At 73.4% G+C, this 16,697-nt stretch carries 14 protein-coding genes and 2 pseudogenes; 6 read left to right on the forward strand and 10 right to left on the reverse strand.

Going from position 1 to position 16,697, the window contains the following annotated elements:
• Positions 1-31 precede the first annotated feature (31 nt).
• Both AB0A97_RS17600 and AB0A97_RS17605 read right to left on the reverse strand, forming a co-directional pair.
• Complete coding sequence (locus AB0A97_RS17600) at positions 32-760, reverse strand: glutamine amidotransferase (protein WP_030018655.1); 729 nt, start codon at positions 758-760, stop codon at positions 32-34.
• Positions 761-797: 37 nt separating this feature from the next.
• Positions 798-2,036 carry a MurT ligase domain-containing protein gene (locus AB0A97_RS17605; RefSeq protein WP_030018654.1) on the reverse strand — a complete coding sequence of 413 codons (1,239 nt, stop codon included), beginning with the start codon at positions 2,034-2,036 and terminating at the stop codon, positions 798-800.
• Positions 2,037-2,410: 374 nt separating this feature from the next.
• Here AB0A97_RS17605 and def point away from each other — a divergent pair, with 374 nt between their 5' ends.
• Positions 2,411-2,971, forward strand: a complete 561-nt coding sequence (def, locus tag AB0A97_RS17610; RefSeq protein WP_361150343.1) for a peptide deformylase — start codon at positions 2,411-2,413, stop codon at positions 2,969-2,971.
• Between the two features lie 21 nt (positions 2,972-2,992).
• On the opposite strand, the gene AB0A97_RS17615 is transcribed toward def, so the two are convergent.
• A complete protein-coding gene (locus AB0A97_RS17615) occupies positions 2,993-3,721 on the reverse strand; it encodes a TetR family transcriptional regulator (protein WP_361150345.1) in 729 nt (242 codons plus the stop codon).
• A gap of 186 nt (positions 3,722-3,907) precedes the next feature.
• Between AB0A97_RS17615 and AB0A97_RS17620 the strand changes: the two genes are divergently transcribed.
• Complete coding sequence (locus AB0A97_RS17620) at positions 3,908-5,137, forward strand: acyl-CoA dehydrogenase family protein (protein ID WP_361150348.1); 1,230 nt, start codon at positions 3,908-3,910, stop codon at positions 5,135-5,137.
• 429 nt (positions 5,138-5,566) lie between these two features.
• On the opposite strand, the gene AB0A97_RS17625 is transcribed toward AB0A97_RS17620, so the two are convergent.
• Positions 5,567-6,001, reverse strand: coding sequence for an alpha/beta hydrolase (locus AB0A97_RS17625; protein WP_361150350.1), 435 nt, complete (start codon positions 5,999-6,001; stop codon positions 5,567-5,569).
• Between the two features lie 81 nt (positions 6,002-6,082).
• On the opposite strand from AB0A97_RS17625, the gene AB0A97_RS17630 reads away from it, so the two are divergent.
• Positions 6,083-6,661: a hypothetical protein gene (locus AB0A97_RS17630; protein WP_361150353.1), complete on the forward strand. Its 579-nt coding sequence runs from the start codon at positions 6,083-6,085 to the stop codon at positions 6,659-6,661.
• A gap of 20 nt (positions 6,662-6,681) precedes the next feature.
• Here the strand turns inward: AB0A97_RS17630 and AB0A97_RS17635 are convergent, their stop codons facing one another.
• Both AB0A97_RS17635 and AB0A97_RS17640 read right to left on the reverse strand, forming a co-directional pair.
• Complete coding sequence (locus AB0A97_RS17635) at positions 6,682-6,843, reverse strand: hypothetical protein (RefSeq protein ID WP_238783610.1); 162 nt, start codon at positions 6,841-6,843, stop codon at positions 6,682-6,684.
• Positions 6,844-7,556: 713 nt separating this feature from the next.
• Positions 7,557-8,091, reverse strand: a pseudogene (locus tag AB0A97_RS17640) (hypothetical protein).
• A 190-nt stretch (positions 8,092-8,281) separates the two neighbouring features.
• On the opposite strand from AB0A97_RS17640, the gene AB0A97_RS17645 reads away from it, so the two are divergent.
• Positions 8,282-8,860: a hypothetical protein gene (locus AB0A97_RS17645; RefSeq protein ID WP_361150356.1), complete on the forward strand. Its 579-nt coding sequence runs from the start codon at positions 8,282-8,284 to the stop codon at positions 8,858-8,860.
• A gap of 247 nt (positions 8,861-9,107) precedes the next feature.
• Here AB0A97_RS17645 and AB0A97_RS17650 read toward each other — a convergent pair.
• Positions 9,108-9,590 (reverse strand): annotated as a pseudogene (locus AB0A97_RS17650) (hypothetical protein); the annotation flags it as partial.
• 312 nt (positions 9,591-9,902) lie between these two features.
• Here AB0A97_RS17650 and gcl point away from each other — a divergent pair.
• Entirely contained in the window at positions 9,903-11,681 is a 1,779-nt protein-coding gene (gcl, locus tag AB0A97_RS17655) for a glyoxylate carboligase (RefSeq protein WP_361150358.1), read from the forward strand.
• A 64-nt stretch (positions 11,682-11,745) separates the two neighbouring features.
• On the opposite strand, the gene AB0A97_RS17660 is transcribed toward gcl, so the two are convergent.
• The 3 genes from AB0A97_RS17660 to AB0A97_RS17670 all read right to left on the reverse strand — a co-directional run bounded on the left by AB0A97_RS17660 (position 11,746) and on the right by AB0A97_RS17670 (position 14,804).
• Complete coding sequence (locus tag AB0A97_RS17660) at positions 11,746-12,369, reverse strand: GNAT family N-acetyltransferase (RefSeq protein WP_361150360.1); 624 nt, start codon at positions 12,367-12,369, stop codon at positions 11,746-11,748.
• A gap of 87 nt (positions 12,370-12,456) precedes the next feature.
• Positions 12,457-14,010, reverse strand: coding sequence for an MFS transporter (locus AB0A97_RS17665; protein WP_361150362.1), 1,554 nt, complete (start codon positions 14,008-14,010; stop codon positions 12,457-12,459).
• Complete coding sequence (locus AB0A97_RS17670; protein ID WP_361150364.1) at positions 14,007-14,804, reverse strand: GntR family transcriptional regulator; 798 nt, start codon at positions 14,802-14,804, stop codon at positions 14,007-14,009. The genes AB0A97_RS17665 and AB0A97_RS17670 overlap by 4 nt, the downstream gene beginning before the upstream one ends.
• A gap of 424 nt (positions 14,805-15,228) precedes the next feature.
• On the opposite strand from AB0A97_RS17670, the gene AB0A97_RS17675 reads away from it, so the two are divergent.
• Positions 15,229-16,644 (forward strand): amidohydrolase family protein, encoded by a 1,416-nt coding sequence (locus AB0A97_RS17675; protein ID WP_361151067.1) that lies wholly within the window; start codon positions 15,229-15,231, stop codon positions 16,642-16,644.
• The last annotated feature ends 53 nt before the right edge of the window (positions 16,645-16,697 follow it).

Genomic DNA, 16,697 nt, shown 5'->3' on the forward strand with positions numbered 1-16,697 from the left:
CGTACCCGGTCGTACGGCGTGCGGCGAATCGTTACGCGGGCTGCGTGGCCGCGGCGATGCGCTCCTGCCGCAGCGCCTCGTACCAGCGGTCGTCGGCCGGCGGCAGCGCGTTGACGTCCAGCGCCAGCTTGATCAGCAGGTCAGCGATGTGCGGGTTGCGCGCCATGACCGGGCCGTGCATGTACGTACCGAAGACGGTGTCGTTGTACGCGCCCTCGTAGCCGTCGCCGACACCGTTGCCCTTGCCGAAGCGGACCCGGGCGAACGGGCGGGCCGTCTGCCCCAGGTGGGTCACGCCCTGGTGGTTCTCGAAGCCGGTCAGGGGCGGCAGGTTGAGCTGCGGGTCGATGTCGGCCAGGACGTCGCCGACGCACCGCTCGCCCTCGCCGCGGGTGCTCACCACGTCCAGCAGGCCCAGGCCCTGCTCCCGCTCCCCGAGGTCGTTGATGAACTCGTGGCCCAGGATCTGGTAGCCGGCGCACACCGAGAAGACGATCGCGCCGTTGGAGACCGCGCGGTTCAGACCGCCGTCGCGGCGCAGCCGCTCGGCCGCCAGCCGCTGCGGCCGGTCCTCGCCGCCGCCGATCAGGTAGATGTCGCCGGAGGTGGGGATCTGCTGGTCGGAGCGGACGTCGAGGCGCTGGACGTCCAGGCCGCGCTGGCGGGCCCGGCGCTCCACCACCAGGGCGTTGCCCTGGTCCCCGTACGTGCTCAGCAGGTCCGGGTAGATCCAGACCAACCGCAGGCTGTTGTCACTCATGCTCGCTCGTCCTTGTCGGGAAGGTCGCTGGTTCACGTCAGTTCCCCACTCGCCGGCGGAGGTCCTGGAAGGCGGTGTAGTTGGCGATGACCTCGATACGGCCCGGAGGAGCCGACTGCACCGCCTCGTCCACCGTGTCACACACCCGGAAGTCCAGGCCCGCGACCTCCAGGCGGACCGCCAGGTCCAGCTTGCGGTCGCCGATCACGAAGATCGGGTGACCGGCCAGCCGGGTGTAGTCGACGTCCCACAGCCAGGAGGTGTCCGTGCCGTCCGCGCCGCGTGCGTTCACCGACAGGATCACCGGTGTCGGCGGCGGGTCGATCAGCGAGAACGTCTCCAGCCAGCCCGCCGGGTTCTTCGCCAGCAGCAGACGCAGGTCGCGCTGCAGGAACGAGACCACGTCGTAGCGGCCCGCGACGGCCTGGACCGAGTACATCCGCTCCAGGGCGACCTGCGGCGGCACGCCGAACGCCGCGGCGACCGCCGCCGACGTCGTGGCGTTGGCCTTGTTCGCCCGGCCCGGCAACTGGAGCCGGATCGGCCAGGCGCTGCCGTGCGGGTCGAGTACGTGGTCACCGGAGAGCGCCCAGCTCGGCGTCGGCCGGCGGAAGCCGCACTCGCCGCAGAACCAGTCGTCGCCGGGGCGCTGCATCACACCGCCGCAGGACGGGCAGGACCAGGCGTCGTCCTTCCACTCCTGGCCCGCCGCGACCCACACCACGTTCGCCGACGACGAGGCGGCCCACACGATCAGCGGGTCGTCGCAGTTGGCGATGATCAGCGCCTTGGAGCCGGCCAGCCCCTCCCGCCAGTGCTCGGCGAGCATCCGGGTCTCCGCGGCGCGGTCGAGCTGGTCGCGCGAGAGGTTCAGCAGCGCTATGGCCTTGGGCGTCACGTCCCGCGCCACGCCCGCCAGGTACTTCTCGTCCACCTCGATGACGCCGAAGCGGGCGTCGGAGCCGCCGGCCAGCGCGGAGGTGATGCCCGCCGGCATGTTGGCGCCGAGCGCGTTCGAGACGACCGGGCCGCTGGCCCGCAGCGCCTCCGCGATCAGCCGCGTCGTGGTCGTCTTTCCGTTGGTCGCCGACACCAGCACCACGTCCAGGTGCCGGGCGAGCCGGGCCAGCAGGTCGGGGTCGAGCCGGAGCGCCACCTTGCCGCCGATCACCGATCCGCTGCCGCGGCCCGCCGCGCGCGACACCGCCGCCGCGGCCTTGCCCGCCGTCACGGCCAGCTTGGCCCGCGGCGACAGCGGCTCCGTGTTGCCTGCCATCGTCCTTGATCCTCCTTGCATCCGGCGCCCTCCCGCCTTAGGGCGTTTCTGATGGATCTCCGCGGCGTCGCGACTCCCGGCACGCACCCTCGCCGCACGGTGCGAAGGGACAGGTGGCTCCGCCACATGACCCTTCGCGCCGCACGCCGAGCGCACGCACCGGACGCCGCTCCTTCCCCACGGAGATCCATCAGAAACGCCCTAGGGCTGCCGGTGGAACGCCTCCTCCGGAGCCGATGACCGGCCGGAGGCTTCGGTCGGGGATCAGCCTATCGAGATCCGGCGGCGGCCCCGAAACCCGCTACCCGTGCCGCGGCCTCCGCGGCCCGCGACGACCTGCGTCGTCACACGTGGCAGAACGTACGCTTACCCCCATGCGTTCCCGCTCGATCCCCGGCAGCTCCGGCCGCCCGCGCCCCCTGCGCCTGCTCGGCGACCCGGCCCTGGCCGCGGCCTGCCGGGACGTCACCGACTTCGACGCCGGGCTCGCCACGCTCGTCGAGGACATGTTCGCGACGATGTACGCGGCCCAGGGCGTCGGCCTGGCGGCCAACCAGGTCGGCGTGCCGCTGCGGGTGTTCGTCTACGACTGCCCGGACGACGACGACCGGCGCCACCTCGGACACCTCGTCAATCCGCGCCTGGTGGAGGCCGACGGCGTCCTGGTGCGCGGCCCCGAGGGCTGTCTGTCCGTGCCCGGCATCGAGGCCGGCACCCCGCGGTACGACCACGCGGTGGTGGAGGGGTTCAGCGTGACGGGCGAGCCGCGCACCGTGTCCGGCACCGGCTTCTTCGCCCGCTGCCTCCAGCACGAGTGCGACCACCTTCAGGGCGGCCTCTACCTCGACCACCTCACCGGCCTGCGCCGCCGCCGGGCCCTGCGGGCCGCGTCCCGCGCGCCGTGGGCGGGACGGGAGCGGGCCACGGGCTCCTGACCGATCCAGGACCCCGGTGTCTCAGAACCCGGGCCCGCCCAGCCGGTCCCCGGCCGCCGCCAGCCGCCCCCACAGCAGGTCCGCCAGGTGCTGCACCAATTGCGCTCGCGAACAGGGGCGTTCGCGCAGCCACCAGTCGCCGGCCGCGTGCATCATGCCGACGATCCCGTGGCCCCACACCCGTGCCAGCTCCTCGCCGCCCGGGCCCAGGTCCAGCCGCTCGCCTATCACCTGTGCCAGTTCCTCGCCGAGCCGGCGCAGCAGCGGCGCGGAGTGCCGGCCGACGTCGAAGCCGGTGTCCTTGTCGGCGCCCGGTCCCTCGTCGGAGGGGTGCATCAGGAACCGGTAGACCTGCGGGCGGGCCTCGATCGCGGTCAGGTAGGTGTCGAGCGTCGCCTCGACGCGGTCCCGGCGCGGTACGGGTGAGTCCAGCGCCGCCCGCAGTCCGTCCAGCAGGGCGTCGGTGTGCCGTACGGCCAGGGCCCGGTAGAGGCCGCCCTTGTCGCCGAAGTGCCGGTACAGGATCGGCTTGGTGATGCCGGCCTCCGCCGCGATGGCGTTCATCGAGGCGTCCGGACCGTCGCGCAGTACCACCCGGTCCGCGGCCTCCAGCAGTTCGCGGCGCCGCCGCTCGGTGGCGGTCTGCTGCCGCCGTACCGTGTGCGGCGGGTCCGCCGCGGCGCCGTGCCGTGCCGCGGGCGGCTCCACCGCGGTGGCCTGCTGCCGGCCGTCGTGCTGGGTGTTTTCCATGTCCCACTCCCCGCCCTCGTGAATCCGTGACGCTCGCGCAACGTAACACCCGCACTGCGGGGTGATTGGGGGGCTGGGGGAGTTGACATCCCTTACTCGCGGGTAACACACTCGGGTTACCGCAAGTAACGTGAGGTAGGCGACACTGCTCGGGGTCCGCCCCGGGAACGCACCGCTGGAGGGGGCATGGCCGAGTTCACCATGGAGCTGAGCGACGAGCAGAAGGAGGTCAGGGACTGGATCCACGGCTTCGCCGCCGACGTGATGCGCCCCGCGGCCGCCGAGTGGGACGAGCGCGAGGAGACCCCCTGGCCGGTGATCCAGGAAGCCGCCAAGATCGGCCTGTACTCGCTCGACTTCTACGCCCAGCAGTTCTTCGACCCGACCGGCCTGGGCATCCCCATGGCCATGGAGGAGCTGTTCTGGGGCGACGCCGGCATCGGCCTGTCGATCGTCGGCACCGGCCTGGCCGCCGTCGGCGTGCTGGCCAACGGCACCGAGGAGCAGATCGGCACCTGGATACCGCAGATGTACGGCGACGCCGCCGACGTGAAGGTGGCCGCCTTCTGCTCCTCCGAGCCCGACGCGGGCTCCGACGTCTCCGCGATGCGCACCCGCGCCGTCTACGACCAGGCCAAGGACGAGTGGGTGCTCAACGGCACCAAGACCTGGGCGACCAACGGCGGCATCGCCAACGTCCATGTCGTCGTCGCGGTCGTCGACCCGGACCTCGGCCCCAAGGGGCACGCCTCCTTCATCGTCCCGCCGCGGACTCCCGGCCTGTCCCAGGGCCAGAAGTTCAAGAAGCACGGCATCCGCGCCTCGCACACCGCCGAGGTCGTCCTGGAGGACGTACGCGTCCCCGGCCACTGCCTGCTCGGCGGCAAGGAGAAGCTGGACGAGCGCCTGGCCAGGGCCCGCGAGCGGGCCGGGAAACCGGGCGGCGAACGCGTGAAGAACGCCGCCATGGCCACCTTCGAGGCGTCCCGCCCGGCCGTCGGCGCCCAGGCCGTCGGCATCGCCCGCGCCGCGTACGAGGTCGCCCTCGACTACGCCAAGGAACGCGTCCAGTTCGGCCGCCCGATCATCGACAACCAGGGCATCGCCTTCCAGCTCGCCGACATGCGCACCCAGATCGACGCCGCCCGCCTCCTGGTCTGGCGCGCCTCCTGGATGGCCACCGCCGGCAAGCCGTTCACCTCGGCCGAGGGCTCCATGTCGAAACTGTTCGCCGGCGAGACCGCCAAGAAGGTGACGGCCCAGGCCATGCAGATCCTCGGCGGCAACGGCTACACGCGGGAGTACCCGGTCGAGCGGATGCACCGCGACAGTTCCATCTATACGATCTTTGAAGGGACGAGCGAGATCCAGCGCCTGGTCATCGCCCGGACGGTGGCGGGGGTGCCGATCCGCTAGCGGACGCCGCCCGCTGCTCCGTGACGCGGCCGAGGAAGGCGCGGACCCGGCCGCGCCGGTCCGCCCGGTGGGCGGCGCTCATGAGGTGCCCCGGGCCGGCCAGTTCGGTGAACGCGGCGCCGGGGATGCCGTCCGCCGGGCGGCGGGTGGTGGCAGGCAGCGCCGTACGATCCCCCGTAGAGACACCACGAGCGTGGGTACAGTGATCCGCGCCGGATCGCCGCGTACGTCCACTCGGCCCGCCAGGTCGAAATGGCCCAGCGCGGGCCCCCGGATCCGCCTGGATCTCCGCCACCTGAGCGTCGATCTCCGCCGCAGTCGGCTCGGCCAGCTCGGCCAGCTTCCTCTGCGATCAGCACGACAGACCGGCCAGCCGGGCCGCGGTGGTCAGCTCTCCGCTCCGGCCCAGGGTCCGGATGAGCTGGGTGGTCAGTCGCAGCACGGGATCGGTGGCGGCGAATCCGGCGGTGAGCGCGAGTGCCGTGATCCGGCGGGGTGCCGGGGCGCGGCCCGTACGGCCACCGCGCAGCCCAGTGACTCGCCGACGACGGGAAATGTGTCGTGCCCGGCGGTTGTCGCGGCGGAGACCGACTGGCCGGTCAGGCAGCCGAGTTGGAGCGGCCGGTCGGCTTCGGGGGTGCCGCCCGCGCCGGGGTGGTGCGGGCCGATGACCGCACGGTCCCGTGCCAGGTCGTCCAGTGCGAGGCCGTAATGGCCGAACACCCCCGCGCCCGCACCGTGCGCCAGCGCCGGCGCCGGGCCGTCGCCCTGGATGATGACCTCGCGGGAAGGCGCCGGGGCGACGGCAGTCGAGGAGGGCGGCAGGAGGCCCGTTTTCATGGGCCGGGATCGATCAGTGGCCATGCCCGTGGCGCTAAGCTTTGACATCAGTGTCAGGGTCAACTGGCAACTGGCGTCGGGGCGCTCCGCGTCCGGGGAGGCGCCGTGGACGAACAGCTCGCCGTCCTTCTGGCCGGTGCGATCGGGCTCGCCGGTGCGGTCCTGGGCGCCGCGGTCGGCGGTCTCCCCAGTTACCGGGCGGCAAAACACAGTGCGGATGTCGCGGCGCGGGCTCTCGCCGAGCAAGTCGCCGGCCAGGCCAGGCATGAGCAGGCGCAGTGGGTCCGCCAGGAACGCCGTCAGCTCTACGGCGAGATCAGCCGGGCCTATGCCGACCTGGCCGCCGCGCTCGCCGCGCTGCACGGCGCGTTGGCCGACCGCAGACCCGTACAGGATGTGGTCGAGCGCGTGGAGGAGCGTCGGCTCCACCTGTCCGTCGCGGTGAGCCCCATCGCCATGCTGGGGCCCGAGCGGGTTCATGATGCCGCTCGGGCACTGGTCGGCGCGACCGACGCCTTCGTCGCGGCGTACCGCGAACTCGCGGAGCGCCGGCAGCCCTCCGGGCCGGTGGCACCCGACGCGGTACGGGAGCGCCTCGCCGACAGCAGGGCGGACGTGCACGCCCGCCTCAGCGACTTCTCCGCCGCTTGCCGCACCGTCCTGCTGCGCGACGGCGACGGCTGAACCGCGGCGCTCCCGCCCGCTCAGGCAGCGGCGTCCTGCCGCGGCACCACCTTGAACACGTCGCCGTGCGCGGAGTACACCACGTGCACGTCCTCACCGGCGGCGCGCAGCACCTCCACCACCGCGTCCAGCATCGGCAGCGACCGGGCGCTGCCCGCGGGCAACTGGCGCGGTAACGACACGGCGGGCACGCGAAGCGGTTCCTGAACGACGTTCATGACATCAGCCCCATCTCGGCACGGAACATCCCCCGTCGGCACCACCGCGCCGTCGGCTCAGCCAGCTTGCGGCACGGCGATGAACAGAAGCTCAACGGCTCGTCCGGCGGCGTCAATCCGGCCCGGCCCGGCCGCACATGAGCCCGTCAGCAGCGGCGCTCCCACCAGGGCAGGTCCTCCGGCAGGTGCGGGTCGGGAAGCGTACGGGCGAGGAAGGTGTCGTCCAGGGGGTCGATGAGAGAGTGGAGTTGGCGCGCGCTGCGGCGGGGGGCGCAGCGCGAGTTCCAGCTCCGTGCGCCCGTGCCCGGCGTCGCAGCAGCAGGGGCAGCCGCACGGCGTCATGTCAGTCACATAACGGCGCGACAGTCGGACTTGCTGCCGCCGGCTCCGCAGGGCCTTGGCCACGGCTCCGGGCGTCAGTCGTGCCTGTTCGAACGCGCGGACATCGAGCCGGGCGACGGCGTCGAGACCGTCGACCACCGTGAAAGCGGCGGGCCGCCGTGGTGCCAGGCCGCCCCGGATCGGGGCGGGGCACCTACGCGGCATGGGCCTTCCACGCCGGGCGCAGACGGCGGCCTGCGGATACGTGGGGGGTGCATGGCGGGATCTTCGCACGGAGGCGGCGGCCGGGCACCCGAACTCCCGCCTGCCGCGTTCCCGGCCGCCGGCCGGCCCGGTCACGCGGTGGGGGCCACGTCCGGCTCCGGCGTCAGGGCCGCCGCGACTACGCTTCCGTACGCCTCCGAGGTGTCCAGCATGATGTCGTGCCCGCAGTCCGGCACCGCCGCCCCCCCGTATACCGGCCGCCACGAGCGCCTCCGCGCCTGGCAGCGGGCCGTCGTCCGCGGGCAGCAGGAACGTACGCGGCATCGGCAGCCTCACCAGCAGCTCCCGCACGACCGGCTCGCTGCCCCGGGCGAGGTGGACCGCGCTGCGGTGCAGCGCCTCCGGGCCGGCCAGCCGCACGGTCGACCACCAGTGCGCGCCCGCGGCGTCGTGTACGGGAAGCCGGTGGGCCGGTCGCTGCTGCTGATCCGAGCAGGTCCGGGAGCAGGGACCGGCGGCCCGCCAGGAGCGGGTGCGCGGCGGTCCCGGCGAAGTGGGCGGGCGAGGCGGCGCCGAGGCCGTGCAGGTGGACGCGGGCGGTCCGGCGCCCGGCAGTTCGGCCCAGCGGATGCGGTCGCCCTCGGGCGTCACCACGGCGTCGCGCATGGTCGTCCCTCCGACTCGTCGGACCCGGGCGGCGGGCCCGGGGCTGTTGCGGACCCGGGCGCGGGCCGGGGACGGTTGCGAACGCGAACCCGCCCAGGACGTGTCGCGGCGCGTCCAGGGCTCGGGCGCACCTTCTCAGGCCCGCAAATTCGCTGGCGGGGCGGGTTCCGTCGGCCCACCATGGGCGACGATGCAGCCCACGACGGAAATCCTGGTCCTGTGCGGCGCAGCCGGGGTCGGCAAGTCCACGACGGCGTACGAGGTGTCCCACCAGCTCGGCCGCGCCGACATCCCGCACGCCCTGCTCGACACCGACCAACTGGACCAGGTGCACCCCTGGCCGCCGCCCGGTCTCGGGCCGAGCGAGCTGTCCCGCCGTAATCTCGCCGCGGTCTGGGCCAACCTGGCCGGGGTCGGCCACACCCGGCTGATCGTGACGGGTGTATTCGTCGCGCTGGAACGCGAGTTGGCGTGGATCGCCGATGCCGTACCGGACGCCGGCATCACGTCCGTACGGCTGACCGCGGATGTGCCCACTCTGGAACGCCGGGTCCGCCGCCGGGAGATCGGCTCCGGGACGGCGGACCAGCTCGCCCGTACGGTCCGCCAGCACGCGGCCCTCACGCGCCCGGAACCACCGGGCACGACGGTGATCGACACCACCGGGCGGTCCGTGGTCTCGGTGGCGTCCGAGGTGATCGGGGTGTGGCTCGGCGGGGGAGCGGGCCAGGGCGGGGCCGATGAGTGGCCCGGGGGCGCCGCCCCGTAAGGCCGTGGGAATCAGAGTCCCGCGCGCTCCATGAAGAGGGCCCGCAGGTGCGCCAGGCTCCGCTCGGCCAGGGGCGCAGGGCGGGGGCCGCGGCCAGGGCGTCGGCCCGCAGCCGGGCCGTGGCGTCGGGTCCGAGGGCGTCCGTGGCCTCGGTGGTGAAGGACGGTTCGGCGAGCCACTCCTCCAGGAGGCCGGGCGTGACCTCCAGGTGGAACCGGACGCCCCAGGCGGCCGGGCCGGCGCGGAACGCCTGGCACTCCGTGGTGCCGGTGCGGGCCAGGACGCGGGTGCCGAGGGCGGGCACGATGCGGTCGCCGTGCCAGTGGAGTACGGCCGGGGCGTCGGCCAGCGGGCCGACGAACGGGTCGGCGCGGTCCACGTCGTCCAGCGCGGACCAGCCGATCTCGCTGTCCCGGCCGAGCTCGGCGCCGGTCCGTACGGCCAGGCCGTGGGCGCGGGCGAGGAGCTGGGCACCGAGGCACACGCCCAGCGTCGGGACGCCGGCCCGCAGCGCCGGGTGCTCCGTCGTGTCGTCGGCGTTCATGGGACCGCCCATGACGACCAGCCCGGCCAGGTCGGACAGCGGCGGCAGGCCGTCCGCCGAGGCGTCCGGCGTGTCGATCAGGTCGCGGATGTCGACGTACAGGCCGGTGCCGTCCAGGGCGTCCAGGATCAGGCCGGGCTTCTCGGCCTCTATGTGCTGGAGCATCAGGACGGTGCGCGGGGGCATGGTGCGGTCTCCTGGGCGGGCGGCAGTGCGGCAAGGGCGGTGTGCAGCTTGACGTGCCTGGTCACGGCCGTGCCGCGGCGCGATGGCCGTGCCCTTCGGGCCTGCCCGGGCCGGGCCTCCGCGTCCTCCGATGCGCCGGCCTGCCGGGCTCCTCTCTGTACGGCGGTCCCTTGACGGCGGGAACGGCGCGCTCTACTTTCATTCGTACTTCCGCAGAGTAAAACAAGTATTCCGTAATGCGGAAGAAGTGCAGCTCGCGCTTCCGCCCTCGGGCCGGAGCGCGATCCCGACAGCCCGACGCAGGAGTACTCGATGCCTCGAATGACCGCCGCCCGTGCGGCTGTGGAGATCCTCAAGCGCGAGGGCGTGACCAACGCGTTCGGTGTGCCGGGCGCGGCGATCAACCCGTTCTACGCGGCGCTGCGGGCCGGCGGCGGCATTCACCACACGCTCGCCCGCCACGTCGAGGGCGCCTCCCACATGGCCGAGGGCTACACCCGCGCCCGCCCCGGCAACATCGGCGTCTGCATCGGCACGTCCGGGCCCGCCGGCACCGACATGATCACCGGGCTGTACTCCGCGACCGGTGACTCGATCCCGATCCTGTGCATCACCGGTCAGGCACCCACCGCGGTGATCCACAAGGAGGACTTCCAGGCCGTCGACATCGCCTCGATCGCCGCCCCCGTCACCAAGGCCGCGACCACCGTCCTGGAGGCCGCCCAGGTCCCCGGCGTCTTCCAGCAGGCGTTCCACCTGATGCGCTCGGGCCGCCCCGGGCCGGTCCTGGTCGACCTGCCGATCGACGTCCAGCTCACGGAGATCGAGTTCGACCCGGAGACGTACGAGCCGCTGCCGGTGCACCGGCCGAAGGCGACGCGCAAGCAGGTCGAGAAGGCCCTCGCCATGCTGAACGCCGCCGAGCGCCCGCTGCTCGTCGCGGGCGGCGGCATCATCAACGCCGACGCCTCGGACCTGCTCGTCGAGTTCGCCGAACTGACCGGCGTCCCTGTGATCCCCACCCTGATGGGCTGGGGCACCCTCCCCGACGACCACCGGCTCCACGCCGGAATGGTGGGCCTGCAGACCTCGCACCGCTACGGCAACGCGACCTTCCTGGAGTCCGACTTCGTCCTCGGCATCGGCAATCGCTGGGCCAACCGGCACACCGGCACACTGGACGTCTACACCCGGGGCCGCACCTTCGTGCACGTCGACATCGAGCCCACCCAGATCGGCAAGATCTTCGCCCCGGACTACGGCATCGCCTCCGACGCCAAGGCCGCGCTGGAACTGTTCGTCGAGGTCGCCGAGGAGCTGAAGGCCGCGGGCGCACTGCCCGACCGCGGTGAGTGGGCCGCCTCGGCCCAGCAGCGCAAGGCCACGCTCCAGCGCCGTACGCACTTCGACAACGTGCCGCTCAAGCCGCAGCGCGTGTACGAGGAGATGAACCGTGCCTTCGGGCCCGAGACCCGGTACGTCACCACCATCGGCCTCTCGCAGATCGCCGGCGCCCAGATGCTGCACGTCTACAAGCCGCGCCACTGGATCAACTGCGGCCAGGCCGGGCCGCTGGGCTGGACCATCCCGGCCGCACTGGGTGTCGCCACCGCCGACCCCGACGGCAGCGTCGTCGCGCTCTCCGGCGACTACGACTTCCAGTTCATGCTGGAGGAACTGGCGGTCGGCGCCCAGCACCGCATCCCGTACGTGCACGTGCTGGTGAACAACTCCTACCTGGGCCTGATCCGCCAGGCCCAGCGCAACTTCGCCATGGACTACCAGGTCACCCTGGAGTTCGAGAACATCAACACCCCCGAACTCGGCGTCTACGGCGTGGACCACGTCAAGGTCGCCGAAGGGCTGGGCTGCAAGGCGATCCGCGTCACCGAGCCGGACCACCTGTTGCCCGCCTTCGAGGAGGCCAAGAAGCTGGCCGCCGAACACCGGGTGCCGGTGGTCGTCGAGGCGATCCTGGAGCGGGTCACCAACATCGCGATGAGCGGCACCGACATCGGCAGCGTCAACGAGTTCGAGGACCTGGCCACCGAGCCCGGCCACGCGCCGACCGCCGTCGTACCGATGAGCTGAGCCGCGCCGGGCGGGGGCCGGAGTCCCCGCCCGTTCCGCCTCCGTACCCCGGGGCGGCGGTGGTTCAGGCGTCCGCGGGCCAGGCGTCGCCCGCTACACGGGCGTGCAGATGCTCGTCGTGCCAGCCGTCGGCGTGCAGCAGCGCGCTGCGCATGGTGCCTTCCAGCCGGAAGCCCGCCCTGACCGCCACCCGGCAGGACGCCGGATTGGCGACGGAGTGGGTGAGCCGCAGCCGGTGCAGGCCGAGATCCTCCAGGGCCCATCGGCTGATCCGTACGGTCGCCGACACCGCGAGCCCCCGCCCGCGCCCGGCCGGGAGCAGCCAGTAGAGGAACTCCGCGCTGCCGCCCCCGAGGTCGAGGTCCGCGAGTCCGGCCAGCCCCACCGCCGGACCGTCTTCCGTGCCCGCGACGGCCCAGATGGCGGCCTGCTCGTCGTGCCACCGCTGGTGCCAGCGTGCGATCTTGGTCCGCGCGCCCTCCGTCGAGACCTGCGTGGGCCGGTTCCACTGCTGGATGTCCGGGTCCCGGCAGGCGGCGACCAGCACGTCGGCGTCGGTGGGGCGCCACGGGCGCAACTCGGCGTCCGTGGTGAGGGTGAGGGTGGGCTGCTCGCTGTCCCGCATGCTGCCGGTGGGTACGACGGGGGGTATCGGGGAGGGGGCGGCGGGTGGCGTTGCGGAAGTCATGGATGGATCTTGCCAGTGGGCCGTGGGCCGTGGGCCGTGCGGGGCGGCGGTCCGGTGGACGTGCCTGGTCGTACGGCCGGGTGGTGATCAGGGGCGGGTACGGCGTCCCGGGTACCACGCGACCACCAGCGCCCCGCCCGCCACGACCACCGCGGCCAGGACGAGCATCGCGACGTCGAGCGAGCCGGTGAAGGCACCGAGCACCGCGTCCCGTAGGTCGCCGCCCGCCGGGCCGGGCGCGCCGCTCAGTCCCCGTTCCGCCGCCGCCACGGTCGTCGGCGGGTGCGGACCGCGCAGTACGGCGGGCAGGTGGGCGGTGAAGAAGGCGGTGACGATGCTGCCGCTGACCGCGATGCCCAGCGCGCTGCCCAACTCGCGGGCCAGGCTCTGCAATCCGGAGCCGGTTCCCGCCCGGTCCGGAGGGAGCGCCGACATCATGTCGTGCGAGAGCAGGGGGGTGGCCAGGCCGCAGCCGGCCGCGGTCAGTGTGGCACCGGCGGCGTAGAGGACGTACGGGGTGTGCGCGCTCACGGTCGACACGGTGGCCAGGCCCGCCGCCAGTACCAGCAGCCCCGCACCCACAGTGGCCCGGCCGCCCAGCCGCCGCTCCAGTGCCGCCGCGCAACGTGGGGCCACCAGCAGTGCGGCAGCCATCGGCAGCAGACGTATGCCGGCCCCCAGCGGCGAATGGCCTTGCGCGTACTGGAGGTACTGCCCGTTGATGTAGAACAGGCCGAACATGCCGACGAAGGCCAGCGCCAGACCGAGCGCTCCCGCCCGCACGGCCGGCAGGGCGAAGAGCCGCGGGTCCAGCATCGGGTGCGGCCGCTGGAGTTCGTACCGTACCCAGCAGGTCAGCAGTACGGCGGCGAGGAGGAAACCGCCCACGGTCCGTACGCTCAGCCAGCCCGACTCCGGCCCGGAGACGAGGCCCGCGAGCAGGGCCAGGAACCCGGCGGTCAGCAGACCCGCCGAGAGCGGGGAGACCGGGCGGTCGTGGCGTACGGCGGCCGGGGTGCAGACGGCGATCAGGACGAGGGCCAGGAGGGCCGGCGGGACGACACACAGGAACAGGGCCCGCCAGGAACCGGTCTGAAGGGCCGCGCCGCCCCCGACGTTGCCCAGGACCGCCGCCAGGCCCGTCATCGACGCCCACACCGCCACCAGCCGGGGCCTGCGCTCCGGCGCCGCGTCCGCGACCAGCAGGGCCAGCGTCGTCGGCAGTACGGCGGCGGCCCCGACCCCGCTGAGCATCCGGCCGGCGATCACCACCGCGATGCCGGGTGCGGCGGCACACAGCGCGGAACCCGCCGTGAACAGTGCCATCCCGCCCAGCAGGGTGCCCTTGCGGCCCAGTCGGTCCGCGAGTGCGCCCGCCGGGACGAGCAGGCAGGCGAAGAACACCACGTACCCGTCCACGACCCACACCACCGCCTCGGCGGAGGGGTGCAGCGCGCTGCGGGACAGCGACGGGATGGCGAGGTTGACGGCGGAGACCATGCCGACGACGAGGGTGACGCACAGACACAGCACGGCGACGGTGAGGCGGTTCGGGCCGGTGGGGGCGGGGTTCGGGAGGCGGGGAGGAGCGGTTTTGGCGGGGGTGGGGGTGGTGGGAGAGGTGGGTGTGGTGCGGGTCATCGGTCGTCACCTGTCGGGCTGTCGGATACGCCGGCGCTCCGGCCCAGTTCCGCGCGGAATGCCAGCCGGTCACCCCGGATGCGCAGGAATTCCAGGTCCACGGGGCGTCCGTCCGGCAGCCGGGTCAGCCGCTCGACCGTGAACACGGCCTGCCCTGGCGGGGTTCCGAGCAGGGCCGAGGTGCCGGGATCCGCGTTGACCGCGTGCACGGTCACACTTGCCGAGCCCAGCGGGCCGCCGACCGACTCCTCGATCAGGCGGAACAGGTCCCGGCCGGCCAGGTCCGCGTCCAGCAGCGGCCGTCCGATGTCGGTGGTCAGGTAGGTCAGGTCCAGGGACAGCGGGTCGTCGCCGAGGCGGCGCAGCCGCTCGATGTAGACGACCTGTCCGTCGTCGGGGACGCACAGCTTGCGTGCCACTTCCCGGGGCGGCCGGATCACGTCGGCGACCCGCACCTCGTTGCTGACCCGCCCGTACGCCGACAGGGTCTCGGCCAGCCCGGTCAGCCGCTCCAGCGTGTGCTCGTACGTACGGCGCCGGATCACCGTGCCCACGCCCTGCCGCCGTTGCACCACGCCCTCGTCGCGCAGGACACCCAGCGCCTCGCGGACGGTGTTCCGTGAGGCGCCGTGGTCGGCGATCAGACTCCGCTCGTCCGGCAGGACACCGGAGGGAAAGGCGCCGGAAGCGATCTGCCGGCGCAGCACCTCCGCGACCTGCCGGGCCCGGTCCGCGCGGGAGCGGGTGCGCGGGCCTGCCGGGGTGGTGGTCGGGTCGGACGGCGACGCGGTCATGGGATCTCCGCAACTCGGCTCGGGGCACGCCGGGCGACTCGGTGCCGGGCGCCTGCCCAACCTAGGGTCCGTACGTTTCCCCGAAGTTACGCCACCCGTTCTGACCTGCGGCAACGCTGGGACGTGGGAGGTTGTGCGGCGTGTCGGACGGTTCCGCCACCCCGGGCGGCGTATTGCGCTGCGATGAGGCATCTCCCGTATGTCGAAAGGGTTGTTCCGCGTTGCGGGCTCCTTTATCGTCGGCCCGCCCGGCCGGGGCGGCGGGAAACCGACCATGGAGGAGAGCGCGTTGGCGAACCAGGCAAGGCGGGAGCGGTCCGGGGGCGAAGGCGCGGGGGAGAGCGAGCGGGAGGACGTGCGGGCGGCGGGCGAGGGGCCGCGCCGGGAGGAACGGGAGGCGGGGACGGGCCGCAGGTCTTTCCTGATGCATGCCGGACTGACCGGGGCGGGCGGTCTGCTGGCGGCGACCGCGGCGGCGGGCCCCGCGTCGGCGGCGGCCCCCGCGCTGCGCCCCGAGCAGTTCGAAGGCGATGAGCTCCTGCTCGTGCCGGAAGTGCTCCTGCTGCCCGGAGGGCCGGTGCGGGACCATGCCGTACGTGTGGCCGGCGGAGTCTTCCGGGAGGCCGGGCCGGCGCGCAAGCTGATCGGTGCCCATGGCCGCCTGACGCCGGTACACCTCGGACGCACGCTGCTGATGCCGGGTTTCGTGGACGCGCACCATCACCTGACGCAGAGTTTCGGCAAGGCGCAGGCGTTCGGGCAGCCGTCGGAGATCTTCAAAACGGTCTGGGAGCCCCTGGAACGCGCGCTCGACGAGGAGACTGCCTACCTGGCGGCGAAACTGGCCGCGCTGGAAGCCCTGCGGGGCGGATTCACCACCGTCGCCGACGCCGGGACCCGCGCACCTGTCGACGTCGCGGTCCTGGCCCAGGCCACCCAGGAAGCCGGTGTCCGCTGCGTGCTGGGACAGGTGTGCTCGGACGGCAAGGGCGGCGAACGGCACCTCGCCCGCTGGGACGGCTCCCGGCTGGTCCACCCGTCCCTGGCGATCCCCGTGCCGGAGGACGCCGCCGACGCCGGGGTGCTGCGGCGCACGGCACGGCTGTGCGCCGAAGCGGGCGCCGTCTTCCAGGTGCACGTCAACGAGCACCTCGCCTCCGTCGAACGCTCCCTCAAGAGCGTCGGCCGGCGCCCGGTGGAACACCTCCACCACGTCGGCGCCCTAGGACCGCACACACTCGGCGCCCACGCCACCCTGCTCACGCCCGGCGAACTCCGTCTGCTGGCCGACACGGGCACCGCCGTCAGCTACAACCCCGTCGCCAGCGCGTGGAAGGGCAACGGCGTCGCGCAGGCCGGGACGATGGCCGCCATGGGCGTGCGCTTCGGCACCGGCACGGACGGCACCCGCGGCGACGGATTCCGCCTGGTGGACGCCGCGGAGACCGCGCAGCGGCTGGCGTTCGGCCTGCAGAGCGGCGACTCGGTGTGCGGCGCCGGACGGCGGTGGCTGGAGCACGCGACCTCGCGCAGCGCCGACGCGCTCGGCCTCGGCCGGGTCACCGGCGAGATCGCGCCCGGCAAGGCGGCGGACTTCCTCGTCGTGGACCTCGACGTACCGGAGCTGACGCCGTCGTGGGACCTGAGCTGGGAACTGGTACGGCTCGCGAACCGCGACCAGATCCGCGCGGTCGTGGTCGGCGGCCGCCTGCGGCTGTGGGACGGTCGGCCGCTCCACTGGGACGGCCCCGCGCTGGTACGACGGGCCGCGGAGGCGGGGCGCGAGGTCGTGCGCCGGGCGGGCATCCGCCGCGTCGAACCGGTGCCTTCCGGTCCGTGACGCGAGCCACTGGAGCGTGTCGGGGCTGGTCCGCGTACGGACGGACGTACGCG

It is taken from the genome of Streptomyces sp. NPDC045470 (assembly GCF_040646595.1).
Taxonomy (GTDB): Bacteria; Actinomycetota; Actinomycetes; order Streptomycetales; family Streptomycetaceae; genus Streptomyces.

Bases quoted from the DNA above. Each gene is read 5' to 3' on its own strand.
- AB0A97_RS17600 (WP_030018655.1), bottom strand. From the start codon at position 760: ATGAGTGACAACAGCCTGCGGTTGGTCTGGATCTACCCGGACCTGCTG.
- AB0A97_RS17605 (WP_030018654.1), bottom strand. From the start codon at position 2,036: ATGGCAGGCAACACGGAGCCGCTGTCGCCGCGGGCCAAGCTGGCCGTG.
- def (WP_361150343.1), top strand. From the start codon at position 2,411: ATGCGTTCCCGCTCGATCCCCGGCAGCTCCGGCCGCCCGCGCCCCCTG.
- AB0A97_RS17615 (WP_361150345.1), bottom strand. From the start codon at position 3,721: ATGGAAAACACCCAGCACGACGGCCGGCAGCAGGCCACCGCGGTGGAG.
- AB0A97_RS17620 (WP_361150348.1), top strand. From the start codon at position 3,908: ATGGCCGAGTTCACCATGGAGCTGAGCGACGAGCAGAAGGAGGTCAGG.
- AB0A97_RS17625 (WP_361150350.1), bottom strand. From the start codon at position 6,001: ATGGCCACTGATCGATCCCGGCCCATGAAAACGGGCCTCCTGCCGCCC.
- AB0A97_RS17645 (WP_361150356.1), top strand. From the start codon at position 8,282: ATGCAGCCCACGACGGAAATCCTGGTCCTGTGCGGCGCAGCCGGGGTC.
- gcl (WP_361150358.1), top strand. From the start codon at position 9,903: ATGCCTCGAATGACCGCCGCCCGTGCGGCTGTGGAGATCCTCAAGCGC.
- AB0A97_RS17660 (WP_361150360.1), bottom strand. From the start codon at position 12,369: ATGACTTCCGCAACGCCACCCGCCGCCCCCTCCCCGATACCCCCCGTC.
- AB0A97_RS17665 (WP_361150362.1), bottom strand. From the start codon at position 14,010: ATGACCCGCACCACACCCACCTCTCCCACCACCCCCACCCCCGCCAAA.
- AB0A97_RS17670 (WP_361150364.1), bottom strand. From the start codon at position 14,804: ATGACCGCGTCGCCGTCCGACCCGACCACCACCCCGGCAGGCCCGCGC.
- AB0A97_RS17675 (WP_361151067.1), top strand. From the start codon at position 15,229: ATGCATGCCGGACTGACCGGGGCGGGCGGTCTGCTGGCGGCGACCGCG.